The organism is Singulisphaera sp. GP187 (assembly GCF_900129635.1).
Classification (GTDB): domain Bacteria; phylum Planctomycetota; class Planctomycetia; order Isosphaerales; family Isosphaeraceae; genus Singulisphaera.
The window spans coordinates 2475354-2491779 of the sequence record NZ_FSRB01000001.1 but is presented as its reverse complement, the minus strand read 5'-3'; the positions used below and the strand labels follow the sequence as shown (position 1 = coordinate 2491779).

Here is a 16426-nt window from a genome sequence, read left to right as displayed (position 1 = left end):
CTCGGGGCGGGAGGCAAGCTTGACCCTAGCCGTTCGAGGTAGGCGGAGTCTCGTGTAAATGGGGGGCCATTCCGTTGGTCGGCGTAACGGTTGGATGGGGCGCGGAGCCGTTTCCGTGGGAGTCGACCAACGCTTGTTCCGATTTGGGGCCTGAGCCATTCGTCGGTACCAGAGCGAGCGTGGCCAACTCCTTGGATTCGTGCTTGAGCGGAATCGGGGCATGACCATTGGTGCCGTGCCCATTCGAGCTTGGCGCGGTGATGACAGTGGTGCGCGGTTTGGCGCGGCGGCCGAGGTTTCTGAGAATCCGCAGGGAGAGGACCCCGAGCAACGCCTCGCTCACCCGCTCGATCCACTTCAGGTGCAGCAGCCGGGAGCCGCTCAGCCGGTCGATCACGTAAAAGAAGACCGGGGTCAGGAAAATTCCGAAGAGGGTCACCCCGATCATTCCGCTAAAGACGGTCGTCCCGAGGATCCGCCTCATCTCGGCGCCTGCTCCGTGGGACGTGATCAGCGGCACGACCCCCAGGATAAACGCGAGTGAGGTCATGACGATCGGCCGCAGTCGTAACCGGCAGGCTTGCAAGGTCGCCTCGCGAGGTGTTTTCCCTTGCTCACGCAACGACTTCGAGAACTCGACGATCAGGATCGCGTTCTTGCTCGCCAGACCGACCAGCACGACGAACCCGATCTGCGTAAAGATGTTGATATCCGCGCCGGAATAGCGGACGCCGATGAGCGAGCCGAGCAGGCACATCGGCACGACGAGGATCACGGCCAGGGGCAAGGACCAGCTCTCGTACTGGGCGGCGAGGACCAGGAAGACCATGACCACGGCGAATCCGAAGACGATCATGGCGGTATTGCCCGCCTGGATCTCCAGATAGGCCAACTCGGTCCACTCCGTCGCCATGGAGGGGAGCAATTCGGCCTTGGCCAGGCGCTCCATGAGTTCGATCCCGGTGCCCGAGCTCACGCCTGGAGCCGAGCTTCCATTCACGGGTGCCGCGGGATACATATTGTATCGCGTGAGCACGAGAGGTCCGGTGTCTTCGCGGATATCCGCAAGGGCCGCCACCGGAACCATGGTGCCCTTGGCGTTGCGGACCTTGAGCCGTTTGGCGTCATCGATCGTGTTGCGGAACTTGGCGTCCGCCTGGACGATGACCTGCCAGGTGCGTCCGAATCGGTTAAAGTCATTGACATAGAGCGACCCGAGGTAGATCCGGAGCGTGTCGAACAGGTCCTGCAACTGGACTTCTTTCGCCATGCATTCCTTGCGGTTGACCTCGGCGTAGAGTTGCGGCACGTTGGCGCGGAAGACCGACGTGAGCCCGACCAGCGCCGGCTTCTCGGTCCCTTGCTTGGGCGGGGCCTTGGGGGAGCCGAACCACTTCTGGAGGGTGTCCAGGGGCGTGTCGGTCTCGACCTCGACCTTGAGGTTTTTCGCTTGGTCGACCAGGTTCTCGGTCTGACCTTGCAAGGTTCGCGACCCGAGGTCACCGCGATCCTCGACCATGAGCTTGAACCCGCCCGCTCGACCGACTCCGCGCACCGGGGGCGGTCCGAGGACCGTCATAATCGCCTCGGGGACGTCGCTCTCATACCGCTCGCGGAGTTGCTTGGCGATCGCGTCACTCGAGAGATTCGGTGTCCTCCGCTTGGAAAACTCGTCGAGGATCACGAACATCGACCCGAAGTTGGATCCGTTGGCGCTGAGCAAGAGCGACATCCCACTGGTCGATTGCGTGTGCTTGACCCCGGGGATCTCGTGCGCGATCTTTTCGAGCCGGTTCATGACCGCGGCGCTTCGTTCCGAGGCGGCCGAGTCGGGGAGTTGGACATTGACGAGCAAGTAACCCATGTCCTGCGACGGAATGAATCCGGCGGGTGTGTGTTTCAGGCCCCAGTAGGTCAGGTAGAGCAGGCCACCATAGCCGAGTAACACGAGGAACGAGACCCGAAGCATCCAGCCGACGATTCGCGTGTAGGCTCCCGTGCCTCGTTGGAAGCCCCAGTTGAAGATGCTGAAAAAGCCGCCGAGCAGCCGATTCACAGTCTTGGAGACGAGCCAGCCCACGGTCAGGCCGGCCGCGGCGGCCAGGACCACCAATGCCCATGCTGCGGCCGACTCTTGATGAACGAGCCGTGGTGCGAGCAGCGCGGGGAGATACTTCCAACTGAGCCATCCCCCCAATAACGCATACGCTTGCCGAGGTAACGCCTCGTTTCCCCCGTGACCTTTTGGCCGGAGCAAGAGTGCAGCGAGAGCCGGGCTGAGCGTCAACGAGTTGAACGTGGAGATCAAGGTCGAGGTGGCGATGGTCAATGCGAACTGGCGGAAAAACTGGCCGACGATACCGCTGATGAAGGCGCAGGGCACGAAGACGGCCGAGAGGACCAGGCCAATGGCGATGACCGGCCCGGAAACTTCTTCCATGGCCTTGATCGTGGCCGCCCGCGGTTTCAGTCCGCGCTCGATGTGGTGCTCCACCGCCTCGACCACCACGATCGCGTCATCGACCACGATGCCGATGGCCAGGACCAGCCCGAACAGGGTCAGGTTGTTGAGGGTGAAACCCATCGCGATCAGCACGGCGAACGTGCCGACGATCGCCACCGGAACCGCGATCAGGGGGATGATCGACGAACGCCAGCTCTGAAGGAAGAGGAGGACGACGATCGCGACGAGCACGATCGCTTCGCGCAAGGTTTTGAAGACTTCTTCGATCGACTCTCGAATAAACGGAGTCGTGTCATAGCGGATTTCGTAGCTCACGCCTGGAGGAAAGTCGGCGGCAAGCTCCGCGATCTTCGCCTTGACGACGTCGGCCACGTCAAGCGCGTTGGCGTCGGGGAGCTGAAAGACAGCGAGGCTCACGGTGGGATTGCCGTTGACCCGGCCGCTGACGTCCTCGTTCTTGGAGCCGAGCTCGACGCGGGCGATATCCTTGATCCGAACGACCCGGCCCTCGGGCGTGGCCCGGACGATGACGTTCTCGAATTGCTCGACCTCGACAAGCCGGCCCATCGTGCTGAGCGTCAACTGCGTTCGTTGGCCGTCCGGCACCGGCGGTTGACCGATCTGGCCGGTGGCGACCTGCATGTTCTGGGAACGCAGGGCCGCGATCACGTCGCTGGCCGTCATACTGCGCGCGGCGAGCTGCTCGGGATCGACCCAGATCCGCATGCTGTAATCGCGCTGACCCATCATGTTGACGTCGCTGACGCCCGGAACGCGTGCCAGTTCGTCTTTGATGTGCATGAGCGCGTAGTTGCTCAGGTAGAGCTGTTCACGGCTTCCGTCAGGAGAGCTGATCGCGATCGCCATCAGGATGTCGGGCGACTTTTTGCGTGTGGTCACGCCGGTCTGCTTGAGGACATCAGGGAGGCGAGGGATGGCCAGGCTCACGCGGTTTTGCACGAGGACCTGGGCCACGTTCAGGTCAACGCCGTGCTTGAAGGTCACCGTGAGGTTGTACGAGCCGTCGTTGGTGCATTGCGACGACATGTACATCATGTCTTCGACGCCGTTGACCTGCTCCTCGATCGGCGTGGCGACGGATTCGGCGACGACCTGAGCGCTGGCGCCCGGGAAGCGGCAATCCACCTGCACGACCGGGGGAGAGATCGGCGGATAGAGCGCGATCGGCATCGCAAACAGCGCGATCGCGCCTGCCAGCGTGATCACGATCGAGAGGACCGAGGCGAAGATCGGTCGATCGATGAAAAAGCGCGAGATCAATGCCGAATCTCCCTCTGGGTTACGACGTCACCCTTCCTTGGCCCTCGGCCCGCCCTGCTCAGGACAGGACGCCGATCCGGCTTCCGCTAACGTCGAGGTCGTTGGCCCCTGGGACCCGTCTGATTGGTGGATCGTGACGCGCTGGCGCGTGCCTTGTGAGCCCGTGCCGCGATGATATTCCTGACGCCATGCTATTGGCGCGACGCCTGGGCGGCCTTCGAGGGATTGCTCGTCCCCTGAAGCGCGTCTCCCGCGGAGGGCGGGGGAGGGGCATCCTCCCAGAGTCGCGTTTCGACCTTCGCGCCCGGGCGGACCCGTTGGTGCCCTCGGACGATCACGAGCTCGTCGGGCTTGAGACCCTCTTCGATCACCCGGAGCCCGCCGATCGTTCGTCCCACCTTCACGGTGCGGTCGATGACGACTTGTTCGGTCTCCGAATCGCTCTTGGCCCCCTTCTTCTTTTCGCCCCGGACCACGTAGAGGTATTTCCGGCCTTGGTCGGTGGCGATCGCATCTTCAGGGATGAGCGTCTCTTTATGCGCGGCGCCGATCGGCAACCGAACCCTGGTAAAGAGGCCCGGGGAGAGCACTCGGGAGGTTGTCTCCCGGATTTTCGGATTATCGATGATCCCACGGACCCGGAGCGTTCCGGTGCTGGGATCCACCTTGTTGTCACTGAAGTTGATCGTGCCCCGATGGGGAAATCCGTCTTCGTCGGACAGCCCGATCAACACGGGGACTTCTGCCTCGGCGCGGGTCTTGACCCGGCCTTCGCGGATCAAGCGGCGGATTTTGAGGATCGTTCGCTCATCAATGTCAAAGTTCACATACATCGGATCGAGCGAGACGATCGAGGTGAGGATCGTCTCATCGGCTTTCACCAGGTTTCCCGGGTCGACCATGCGGCGGCTCAGCCGTCCGGCGATCGGCGCCTTGATCTTGGTGAATTCCACGTTGAGCTTGGCCAGGTCGCGACCCGACATCGCGACTCCGACCATGGCCAGCGCCTCGGCCCGGTCGCCGTTGTATTTATCATACTCTTCTCGGCTGATGTTGCCTCGGTTGAAGAGATTCTTGGCGCGCTGGAGGTCGGCGTCCAACCGGTTCAGGTGGGCTTCGCCCTGAAGGATCGTCGCTTCGGTCCGTGCGAGCTCGGCCTGATAAGGGCGAGCGTCGATCTCGAACAGGAGGTCGCCTTCCTTGACCTCGTCTCCATCTTTAAAACTGACCTTCTCGAGGTAACCGGTGACGCGCGCCCTGAGGTCGACGGAGAAGACCGCCTCCGTTCTTCCAGTGAAGTCTTCATAGTCGGTCACGTCATCGGTGATCGCTCGACTGACGATGACCGTGGCGGGTTTGGTCTGCACCATCTTCGGCTTCTCAGCTTCGCACCCGAGAATCGCGAGACAACAGGCAGGAATCAGAATGAGTGCGCGTGCTCGATTCATAAAAAATAAGCTCCGACGATGATCACCCGGAATAAGCTGGCAACTCGGATTCTGTGTCCCTGAGTTGTTCCTTTGCGAATCGAACTTTCCCGGTGTTCACGAGACTAGAAGGCGTCAAAACCGGAGACTTCGGCCCATCCTTGATCGGACAAACTCTGATTCGAGTACACCTACCCTGGAGTTCAAGAGGAGCCGACGCATTGCGCGTTCATCCCTGGAGCGGACGGTCGGCCCGCGGCGCTGGCTCAGGCCTTGAGTCAACGCACCCTCGGCCCATTCGCTCACGCTCCGACTCGCTCAAAATCCCGTAAAAAACCACGTCAAGAATGTCTTTTGCCTGCTGCTCGGGCGGCTTGGGTCGGCCGCTAAAATAATTTGTGAACATGGTCCCATAGAGCAAGTTATTAATGGTATCCGTGACCCGTTCGACGGGGATCTTACGAATCCGACCTTCCTCGATCAACCCGCCGAAGAGGATCCGCCATCGTAGGACATTGGTGTCTTGATGCTCGAAATAGGTCGACTTCTTGCGATCTTTGAACAGCGCCCGCTCCTGGACCAGCAGCTCAACAAATTCAGGATGCTGCTCGAAGAAGACCAGGTAGGTGAGGATGGCGCGCGCCACGCGGTCGAGCGGGTTCTCAATATTCGCAATCGCCGCATCGACGCTCTGGCGGAGCCGGCGCATCACCCGATCGACGGCCGCGAGGAACAACTCGCGCTTGCTGGGGAAATAGCGGTAAAGGGTCCCTTTGCCAATTTGGAGCCGCTCCACGAGAACCTGCGTTACGGTGTCGGAGAAACCATGCTCGGCGAACAGCTTTGTGGCGGCCTCAAGGATTTCCTCGCGCCGTCCACAAGGGATGGCTTCGTCGTGCTCTTTCGGTTCCGCGCCGCTCTCGGTTGTGCGATTCAAGGCAATGGCTCCGCGTCATGAACGGACTCGGTTTTGCGTTCAGCCCCCTCATGGAAGATCGACGGGATCGACTCGGGCCGAGCCCAGGTCACATCCCCTCAGGACAGGTCACGTTATACGATCCCACGGTCGGCTTGACGTTTTCCCCAAGAGCCACGAATTGCCATCGTGATTCAGCCGGAATCAAAGGGGGGGAGGAGCAATTCGACGCGGGCCGTCCCGGCGGGGGGATCGCGAGCGGCCGTTGGCAGGACGGATTCTCGAACAGTCGCTCACTCACTTCCGAGATCAATCGGAAACAAGTCGCCTCGCATCCCACGGAGCCTTGCGAGAGACCATCACCGGATCAGCACGACGAGGCGGGGTTGAATCAGGTTCAGGTTGCGGACTGACCAGTCAGTCTGTGTAAAAATCATAGACAACGGCGCCCATTCGTCAATCATCAGAATTCTGGGTCGGCCCATTTTATGGCTCGAACCGGGGATTTTCGGGGGACTTCGATCGTGTCCCGTGGACAGCACGAGTTTGCTCGCGGGGCCTTCCCATCGCTGGGAAAGCCTCTTGGGCGGGTCGATCATCGCTCGGGAAACCGGGCTGAATTCCAACGACCGGGAGTACGGTTTTTTTGGTTAGAGGGGAGTTGCCCGGCTTCCCCGACCCGTTCCCGCGCCTAGCCTGGGGGAAGGCCGAGCCGTTCGCGGAGGTAATGGCCGGTGTGACTCTCACGCGATTCGGCCACGTCGTTCGGAGTCCCCATGGCGACGATCCGGCCGCCGCCGTCGCCCCCTTCCGGTCCCAGGTCGATCACCCAGTCGGCGGTCTTGATGACGTCGATGTTGTGCTCGATTACGACGAGGGTGTTTCCGAGGTCGGCGAGCCGGTGCAAAACTTTGAGGAGGCGGTCGACGTCGGCGAAGTGGAGCCCGGTCGTCGGCTCGTCGAGGATGTAGAAGGTCCGGCCCGATGCGGGGCGGCCAAGCTCGGCGGCGAGTTTCACACGCTGGGCTTCGCCGCCCGAGAGGGTCGCGCTCGACTGGCCGAGGGTCACGTAGCCGAGCCCGGCTTCATGCAACGCCGCGATCCCGGGGCGGACCTTGGGCTGGGCGTCGAAGACGTCGAGGGCCGCATCGACCCGCAGGTCGAGCACATCGCCGATCGAGAGGCCCTTGAAACGGACTTCGAGGGTCTGCCGGTTGTATCGCTGCCCCCCGCACGCGTCGCAAGTGACGAACATGTCGGGAAGGAAGTTCATTTCGATCTTGCGGACTCCTTGACCCTGGCACCCCTCGCAACGGCCCCCTTTTACGTTGAAGCTGAACCGGCTGGCGGGATAACCACGAATCTTGGCCTCGCGGGTCCGGGCGAAAACCTTGCGAATCTCGTCGAAGACACCGGTATAGGTTGCCGGAGTCGATCGCGGGCCACGGCCGATCGGCGCCTGGTCGATCTCAACCAACTTGTCGACGGAACCCAATCCGTCGATTCGTTGATGAGCCCCTGGTTTCGGCCCTCCGGTTCCGAGCGCGCGACGCAAACCGCGGCCGAGCACGTCGTTGACCAAGGTGCTCTTGCCCGACCCGCTGACCCCGGAAACGCCGATGAGCGTGCCGAGGGGGAACCGGGCATCCACCCCCTTGAGGTTCCGATCCGTCGCCCCCACAACCTCGATCGACCCTGGGCTCCGTGCGAGCCGCCGGGCGTCGGGGACTGTGCTCGCGACCGCGCGGCGCAGGTAGTCGGCCGTCGCCGACTGGCCCACAACGACGAGGGCATCAGGAGGTCCGGTCGCGACGATTTGCCCTCCTTCCGGCCCCGCGCCCGGCCCCAGGTCGATCAGCCAGTCGGCTGCCCGGATCGTGGCCTCATCATGCTCGACGACGACGAGGCTGTTCCCCTGGTCGCGGAGTTGTTCCAGACTCGCCAGCAGTTTTCCGGTATCGCGGGGATGAAGCCCGGCCGTCGGTTCGTCGAGGATGTAGCAGACGCCCACCAGTCCCGAGCCGATCTGAGTGGCGAGCCGGACCCGTTGGAGCTCGCCGCCGGAGAGAGTGTCGGATCCACGTGCCAGGGTCAGATAGCCGAGTCCCACGCGCTCGAGAAACTCGATCCGGTTGATGATTTCCGGCACGAGGGGAAGTCCGATCGGCCGCAGCCCCGGCTCGAATTGGAGATTGGCGATGAACGCACGAGTCTCCGGGAGCGGGCGAGTCAAGAGCTCATGAATCGTAAGACCGCCCACGGTCACGGCTCGGGCCTCGGGACGGAGCCGGGCCCCTTCGCAGTCGGGGCAGGGGGTCTGATCGCGGAAGTGCCCGAGCGCGGTCCGGCGTGCCTCGGTTTTCGCCGCGGCGAACTCGAGCTCGAGCACCGCGGTCAGGCCGGCGTATTCCAACTCGGGATCACCGGCGAAGAACTTGCGATAGGTCTTCTCCGACCAGCCGGCGAGTGGAGTGTTGTGGGTCAGCCGACTTCGTTTGAGCAGGACGGCGAGTCCTGGATCCAGGAGGAAATCGTCCTGAGCACCGGAGCGAAGGCCCCTCCAAGGTGCGATCGCCCCCTCAGCAAGGGACTGGGAGCGGTCGGGCACGACGAGCTCGGGGTCGAAGGCCGAGAGGGTTCCCAGACCGTTGCAGGTGGGACAGGCGCCGTGGGGGCTGTTGAAGCTGAAGGTGCGCGGCTCGAGTTCCTCGAACCCGGTGCCGCATGACGGGCAGGCGTATTTGACGCTGAGCACGAGGTCGTCCCACGCCTCGTCGGTCTGAGCGGAAAGGATGACGGTGCCCTCACCGAGCTTGAGGGCGAGGTCGATGCTCTCGGCAAGCCTCGGCCGGATCCCCTCGCGAACCACGAGCCGATCGACGACCGCCTCAATGTGGTGAGTGCGGTTCCTCGCGAGCTTGGGCGGGTCTTCCGTCATTTCGACGATCAGGCCGTCGACCCGCGCGCGAAGCAAGCCCGCTCTGCGGATCGCCTCGAAGGCTTCGCGATGCTCGCCTTTGCGGCCCCGGACCAAAGGGGCAAGCACCAGGACTTTTCGACCCTCGCGCATGGCGAGGACTCCTGCAACCATCTGCTCCGGGGTCTGGCGGCGGATCGCTTGCCCGCAGCCAGGGCAGTGCGGGATGCCGGTGCGCGCATAGAGCAGGCGAAAATAGTCGTGGATCTCGGTGAGCGTGGCGACGGTGCTTCGAGGATTCACCGCGCCGGAGCGCTGGTCGATCGAGACGGTCGGCGGGAGGCCCTCGATCAGGTCGACGTCGGGCCGCTCCAGCTGATCGAGAAACTGGCGCGCGAAGCTGGTGAGGCTTTCGATGTACCGCCGCTGTCCCTCGGCGTAGAGGGTGTCGAATGCCAGAGAGCTTTTCCCCGAGCCGCTCACCCCCGTCAAGACCACGAGCCGGTCGCGTGGCAGATCGATATCGATGTTCCGGAGGTTGTGGACCCGCGCGCCTTGAACGCGGATCCGATCGACCCAGGTTGAATCCGACTTCGCGCGGTTGGGACGATCCGTCATTCCCCAAGCTCTCCTTAAAACGACGCGACCAGCGACCTTCACGGACGAATCCGACGTCATTCCCTCAGCCTACAGCCTCGAGGGAAAGAGTCGCAAGTTGGCCGACGGGCACTTCCCGACCTAGAAGGTTCGGGTTACACTCAACCTCGACGCAATCGACTTGCTCACTTCAGGATCGGGTTGCCTCGGAAACCACTCGAGGCGAATCAGGGATCGCTCAACGTGAATCATCCGACTTCCGTCGTTCGACGTCTGTCCCAAGCCCTGACTCTTGTCGGGCTTCTGGTGGGAACGTCGGCCTGGGCGCAACTGCCGACTGCCGAGGAACGGCTCAAAATCTTGACCGATCCCGAGAGTCTGAAGGCCAAGCTCGAGAAGGACAAGACAAGGCCGCCCCTCGAACTCTTCCGGTCCCAGATCGCACCGTTCGACATCCTGCCGTTCGTCAAGGCGAACCACTGGAGCACCCTCTCCCTCGAGATGCGCGCGAACTACGACGATTACGTCGGCATGCTCCATACTTCGCCCGTCCGGATGCTCGGCATGCCCCGCGAGGGACAACTTGCGGTCGAAGCGCCCCAAGAGGTGGTCTATCGGCGCGAGGTCCGGTTGCTCAAGGAACAGCGCACGAAACTCGGCCTGCAGATTCTGATGCCGCGTATTCCCAAGGAGATTGGTCTGGAATTGACCAGGCCCGAGGCGATCCGGGCCGACGAGATCTGGCAGGCAAACCTCAGGGTGCTCGAACCGTTCCAGATGTTGATCCTGGTGCTGAGTAAAGACGAGACCGACCTGTATGCGCGCTGGAGCCAATTTCAGGCGATGGCGCCGCTGTCGGCCGATCGAGAAGATACGCAGGCTTTCGACAAGCAACGCTACTACCGGATGGTCTTGCCGATGGAGAGCGGCACATTCCCGCTCTCGCCGCACCCGCTCACCTGGACCACTGTGAGCCACGTGATCTGGGACGGATTGCCCGCCGAGCGACTCTCCCCCGCGCAACAACAAGCGATGCTTGATTGGCTTCACTGGGGTGGTCAATTGATCCTGATCGGCGGCGCCAGGCCTTCGTTCGCGGCGCTCGGGGATAGCTTCCTCGGCCCTTACCTGCCGGCCACACTCTCGGGCGAAAGTGACCTGTTGAACGAAGCCGATTTGAAACCGTTGTCGGACGCGTTTCGCCCGGTCATTCCCTACGCGGTGCGCGAAGATCCCATCGCCGCGCCCGAGGACGACGCTTACGTGCCCGGCCGTCAGCATGCCTACATGGCCCCGGAGCCGATTCATCCCGCCTCGAACCGGCCCGTCTATCTCGCGGGGCTGCGCCCGAATCCAGGCGCCTCGACAGTTCGCCTGGGAGAGTCGAGCGAGCGAATCCTCGGTGTGGAACAACGCGTGGGCCGGGGTCGAATCCTGATGCTGGCGCTCAATCCGACCGACCCGGCACTGGCCGCGTGGCCGGGGCTCGATACGTTCGTGCGTCGTGTCATCCTCCGCCGCCCGGAGGACAATGTGGCCTCGTGGGGAGGCTGGAACGGACGGACCGTTGAATCGGCCAAGTTCGCTTCGCTCGTCGGACCCGACCTGAGCTGGTTCCGGATCCTCAGCCGAGACCTCGGAGCGTCGCTCCCGAGGCCCCTCGTGCTGTCGGGGCCGAAGGTACTCTTGGACGAGACGGCAGGGACGACAGCGAACGATCCGTACGCAGAGTACGCCGCGAATGCCGCGTCCGCCGTCGCCGAATGGGTGGACTCCTCGGCTCTACCGAAGATGAGCCGCGACGCGCTCGAGGAAGCTTCGGGGATCTCGATCCCGAGCTCCGGGTTCGTGCTCAAGGTGATCTTGGCTTATGTGCTCGCCCTGGTGCCGCTGAACTGGCTGATTTGTCGCTACGTGTTCGGCAGGCGCGAGTGGGCCTGGGTGGTGGTCCCCGTGTTGTCGCTCGGGTTCGCGATCGGGGTGGAACGCGCCGCGGCTTATGACATGGGCTATGACATGGCCTGCGACGAAATTGATGTCCTCGAAACCTACGGCGCCTATCCTCGCGCCCATCTCAGCCGGTTCGCCTCGTTGTACACGACGGGCCGGATTCGGTTTACCATCTCTTTCCCCAATGACCCGACCGCGCTGGCCTTGCCGCTGGATAATGGTCGATCGCTCCGCGGCGAGGATATCACCACCTCGAGCTGGCAATCGCAGCCGGTGCCCGCGCTCGAGGGGTTTCAGGTGCAGCCGCGCAGTCTCTCGCTGTTCCGTGCCGAGCAGTTGGTCAACTTGCCGGGGGCAATCACCCTGGTGACTGACGCTGAGGGCCGGCGGATCGTCAATGCAACCAACCTGGAACTGAGAGATGCGACCGTGATCGAGGTGAACGGCTCGAACGACCGCAAGCCACTGTACCTCGGGACGATCATGCCGGGGGCCACGGTGGCCTTGACGGCGAATCCGGTTCCGAAGCCCCGCGCGTTCGCTAAGGGGCAACTCAATCCCCGCCCCTTTTTAGAAGCGTTTCAGACCTACGCGGAGAATCGGCCCGAAGATCAAGGGGAAATTCGACTGGTGGCCTGGGCGCCTAAGGTCATGGCGGGTGAGAAGTTCGAACCCGCCGTCGATCGGCATCGAGGCTTCACTGCCGTGGTCGTTCACCTGGAAAACGGTCCCCCTCCCGCGCCCGCGGGTCCTCGGTTCAATTACCTGGCGCGTCGCGCCGATCAGACGAGTGGTCAACCGCAAGCCGTTCCTGCTTTCAACGAGCCCGCTCTGGGGAGCGGCGTTCCCCCGACCCTCAGGCCTGTGCGCCCTCCGGTTCGTCGACAGGCCCCCGCGCCACCAGCCCCTTCTCGCGGCGGGGTGAAGGCTTCACCAACATCCAACGTCCGCTAGCAGAAGGATCGTCAATGATCGAGGTGATCAACTTCACCAAGCGTTACGGCGATTTCGTGGCGGTCGATGATTTGAGCTTCTCCATCGGTAAGGGGGAAGTCTTCGGATTCATCGGCCCCAACGGTGCCGGCAAGAGCACGACCATCCGCTTTCTCGCCACCTTGCTCCGACCGACCTCGGGCGAGGGACGCGTCTGTGGGCACTCAGTGGTCAACGATCCGATGGCTGTGCGTCGGGTGATCGGGTTCATGCCGGATGATTTCGGTGTTTATGATGGCATGAAGGTCTGGGAATTCCTTGACTTCTTCGCCGTTGCCTATGAAATCCCATACACTTTCCGGAAAAAGATCATCGGTGAGGTGCTCGAGCTGCTGGATCTTACGCACAAGCGTGATGATTATGTGAACGGTCTTTCCAAGGGGATGAAGCAGCGGCTCTGCTTGGCCAAGACGCTGGTCCACGACCCACCGGTTCTGATTCTCGACGAGCCGGCCTCGGGGCTCGACCCTCGGGCCCGGCTCGAGATGAAAGCGCTTCTCAATGAGTTGCGAGGGATGGGGAAGACGATTCTCGTCTCCAGCCACATCCTTTCCGAGCTGGCCGACTTTTGCACGTCGATCGGGATCATTGAACGCGGCAAGCTGCTGGCGGCCGGGAGCATCCAGGAGATTCAGCGTCAGTTACGCTCGCACCGGGTGCTCAAGGTCCGCGTCCTTGATGAGACGACGACCCGCGCGGCCTCAATTCTGGGCGATGATCCAGGGGTACGCTCGGTGGAGTTGTTTGACCACACGCTCACCGCCGAATTTGAAGGGCAGGATGAAGACATGGCGCGACTCCTGGGGCGCTTGATCGGTGAGGGAGTTCAAGTCAACTCGTTCGCCGAAGAACCTCTGAGTCTTGAAGAGGTCTTCATGATGATTACCAAGGGGATCGTCAATTAGAGCGGTTTCCCGTCGGATGTAGCGAACCTTTCGGAACCTCCGGGATCGATCTTCGATGCTGTTTCGCGATAATCCCGTCCTGACGCGTGAGCTGCTCGTCAACCTGCGGTCGCCCCGCGCGTTCGTGCTGCAACTGATCTACGTGCTCTTCCTCGGCGCCTTGGTCTATTTTTACTGGCCGGCCGATTCGGCGGGGGTGCGGCAGGTGGGGTCGGGGGTGGCTCGTCGCTTGTTCGAGCTCTTTTTCCTCGGCCAGTTCTTTCTCGTGGCGTTGGTTGCACCCACGTTCGCGGCCGGGAGCATCACGGGTGAGAAGGAGCGGAAGACCTATGAGATGCTGCTCGCCAGCCCGCTCAAGCCGATCAATATCCTCACCGGCAAGTTGCTGAGCTCGCTCAGCTACCTGGTCATCCTGATCCTCTCCAGCCTGCCGCTGATGATCCTCTGTTTCTTACTCGGCGGAATTCTTCTGTCCGAGATCGCTCGCGCCTACGTGGTCCTGATCCTGGCGGCCGGCACCTTCGGCCTCTTGAGCGTCGCCGCCTCGAGCTTCTTCGGACGAACCAGCTCGGCCCTGATGGTGAGCTACCTGGTCATTCTCCCGTTGGCGGTCCTCTGCGTGGCGTTGACACGGACCGATCCCAACGACCCCCGCGCCCGCGAGTTCGTCTCGTTCATGACGGTCTCGGTACTCCCCCCTTGGTGTCTCGCCACCTGGACGGTGGTCGCGATCGTGATCAATCGCCGGCTCCTCCGGCCCCCGGACGTGGGGAGCGAGGGGAAGGATGTGGTCGACGAAGAGGAGGAGATGAAGTACGCCATCGGCGTCGTGATCGATCGCGACCTCTTTCCCGACAAGCTGTTCGCGCCCGCGAAACGAACCGACCTGATGCCCGATGGGACCAATCCGGTCCTCGATAAGGAACTCCGGAGCGAGATCTTCAGCCAAGGGACGCTGATGCTCCGCGTCGTCATCCAGGTCAGCATGCTGCTGTCGATCCCGCTGATGGCCGCGCTCTTGTTTCTTCGCTCGGACCGGGCAGGCTACTACGTGGCGTATGTCATCACGTTTAACCTTCTGGTCGGCCCGGTGTTCTCGGCCGGCAGCATCACCCAGGAACGCGAACGACAGACTCTGGCCCTGTTACTGACGACGTTGCTCGGCCCCGGCCGAATCGTCTTGGCCAAGCTGCTGGCCGCGCTCCGGGTGTCGACGGTCCTGACCTTCCTGCTGACCGAGCAGCTCTTGCTCGCTTACTTCTTACTGCAAGAGCTTTGGGATCGGTTCTGGACTCTGATCGTCTTCCTCCTCATCATCGCGACGACCTGCCTGGCGACGACGACGATCGGTCTCCTCTGCTCGTCACTCTCGCGGAAAACCTCGGTCGCGATCGTTTTAACGTATATGTCGCTCTTGCTCTTGTTTGTCGGCCCGGTCGGCTTGAATTACTATCTCCAAGGGTTCTCGTCGATCACCGAGGAGCGGCTCGCGGCGTTCACCGTGACGAGTCCCTATTCGGCGGCGTTCAGCATCCCGATGACGCCGATCAAGCCGAGCGGCTTCTCGAACGACAATCCGGCGCTTCCCCCCTCCATCAAGGTGGAAATGATCCCGGGATTCCCGTTACCGGTCTGGGCCAACTTCCTTCTGCTCTACCCGCCGGCCTGTCTTCTGCTCTTTGGCGTGACCTATCTCGCGTTCCGCTGGCGCTGGTGGCGTGCCGGTGCCGGAGGGTGATCTCATTCGAATGAGAGGATCGTCGCCCTTGGATCAGAGCGATTGCAAATCAGAAAAGTGATGCACATGTTTTGTAGGCTGCAGGGGCAACCGTTCGTAGCCCAGGGACGCAAGCCCCTGGAAAATATTCGACATATTGAGTCTGTCGCAAGGAAACCGGGCCGTCTGTCTGCCCCGGAGGCCGAAATGCGCGGGAGAAACGTGTTCCCACGCAGAGCGTGGGAACGAGATCCCGGTATCCTTGCGACTGTCTCAGAGAAACGGGTCGAGCTCGCGACGAAAGGTTTGCTTCAGACGCGGCCTTCGGGCATCGTTCCGTCTTCGAGATACCACATCTTGTCCGGCCCTTTGACCAGCCGAATCGTCGTCGGGAAGGTTCGGCCCGGCGATGTCATTTGATCGCGCTCCTGGACTTGCAGAGTGAACTTCGCTTCCAGGTGCGTCAGCCCCGCGCTCTTCTCGGATTTGAAATCCTGAACCGAGAACAGCAGGGTGTTGAACCGCCCACCCTTCGCCGACTTCAGTGATTTGAGTTTTTCGTTCCAGTACGTATTGAATTCATTGAACGAGTGGAACGATCGCGAGGAACGACCTTCTGAGCTGAGGAGCAACCACATCCGGCGGATGTGCGGGACGCTGTGCGACAGGGCGCCGTAGTAGTCGTTGAGCGCCTGTTCGGGGGTGATCCGGATCGGGCGTTCCATGGTGATAAAGAGCGGGTAGCCCAACAGGAGGAGAACGACCCCACCGCCGACCAGAATCAAGAACGCGGTTGTGAACCAAAACGAGGTGAGTGCCAGGTAGAGCAGCACGAGGAGCACGCCCGCGGCCGCGACCAGGCGAATGATGTCCGGTCCCCATTCGGCCCAACGAGTCCAGACTTCGTCGACCGTTCCCGGCTTCACCGTCGAGCGCGTTGGTGGTTGGTCCGCGGCTTGCGGCTTTCGCGGTCTCGGGACCGGCGAAGGAATCGGCGGCACGATCGCCGCCGGTTCGTCCTGGGCCTCCAGGGGGTCGACTCCCTCGATCTCGTACGACCCTTCCGACACGATCGGGGGTGGAGGTGGGGATGCAGCCTTGCCGGACGCCGGTTTCGGTCCGTCCTCCATCAGCCAACCCACGTCGACGTTCTCTTTCTCTTCATCGGGGGAGGGGATCTCGACCATCGGTCCCAGCCTCATGTTGTCATCGCGGAAGATCCGAGAGGAATCGACCCCAACCGACCCGCGGTGGTCTTG

The 16426-nt window shown here is 62.3% G+C and carries 8 protein-coding genes; 3 read left to right on the top strand and 5 right to left on the bottom strand.

Features of this window, described 5'->3' with window-relative positions; all coding sequences use genetic code 11:
- Positions 1–25: 25 nt before the first annotated feature.
- The 4 genes from BUS42_RS09690 to uvrA all read right to left on the bottom strand — a co-directional run bounded on the left by BUS42_RS09690 (position 26) and on the right by uvrA (position 9623).
- Complete coding sequence (locus BUS42_RS09690; protein ID WP_074306734.1) at positions 26–3745, bottom strand: efflux RND transporter permease subunit; 3720 nt, start codon at positions 3743–3745, stop codon at positions 26–28.
- 191 nt (positions 3746–3936) lie between these two features.
- Positions 3937–5193: an efflux RND transporter periplasmic adaptor subunit gene (locus BUS42_RS09685; RefSeq protein ID WP_074306733.1), complete on the bottom strand. Its 1257-nt coding sequence runs from the start codon at positions 5191–5193 to the stop codon at positions 3937–3939.
- A gap of 208 nt (positions 5194–5401) precedes the next feature.
- Positions 5402–6109, bottom strand: a complete 708-nt coding sequence (locus tag BUS42_RS09680) for a TetR/AcrR family transcriptional regulator (protein WP_074306732.1) — start codon at positions 6107–6109, stop codon at positions 5402–5404.
- Positions 6110–6779: 670 nt separating this feature from the next.
- Positions 6780–9623 carry an excinuclease ABC subunit UvrA gene (gene uvrA, locus BUS42_RS09670; RefSeq protein WP_074306730.1) on the bottom strand — a complete coding sequence of 948 codons (2844 nt, stop codon included), beginning with the start codon at positions 9621–9623 and terminating at the stop codon, positions 6780–6782.
- A gap of 222 nt (positions 9624–9845) precedes the next feature.
- Here uvrA and BUS42_RS09665 point away from each other — a divergent pair, with 222 nt between their 5' ends.
- The 3 genes from BUS42_RS09665 to BUS42_RS09655 are packed head-to-tail and all read left to right on the top strand — an operon-like array spanning position 9846 to position 15188.
- Positions 9846–12506, top strand: a complete 2661-nt coding sequence (locus BUS42_RS09665; RefSeq protein WP_254053416.1) for a hypothetical protein — start codon at positions 9846–9848, stop codon at positions 12504–12506.
- Positions 12507–12520: 14 nt separating this feature from the next.
- A complete protein-coding gene (locus BUS42_RS09660) occupies positions 12521–13450 on the top strand; it encodes an ABC transporter ATP-binding protein (protein WP_074306728.1) in 930 nt (309 codons plus the stop codon).
- 55 nt (positions 13451–13505) lie between these two features.
- Positions 13506–15188, top strand: a complete 1683-nt coding sequence (locus BUS42_RS09655) for an ABC transporter permease (RefSeq protein WP_074306727.1) — start codon at positions 13506–13508, stop codon at positions 15186–15188.
- A gap of 290 nt (positions 15189–15478) precedes the next feature.
- Here the strand turns inward: BUS42_RS09655 and BUS42_RS09650 are convergent, their stop codons facing one another.
- On the bottom strand, positions 15479–16354 hold the full coding sequence (locus BUS42_RS09650) for a hypothetical protein (RefSeq protein ID WP_074310904.1): 876 nt from the start codon (positions 16352–16354) through the stop codon (positions 15479–15481).
- Positions 16355–16426 lie beyond the last annotated feature (72 nt).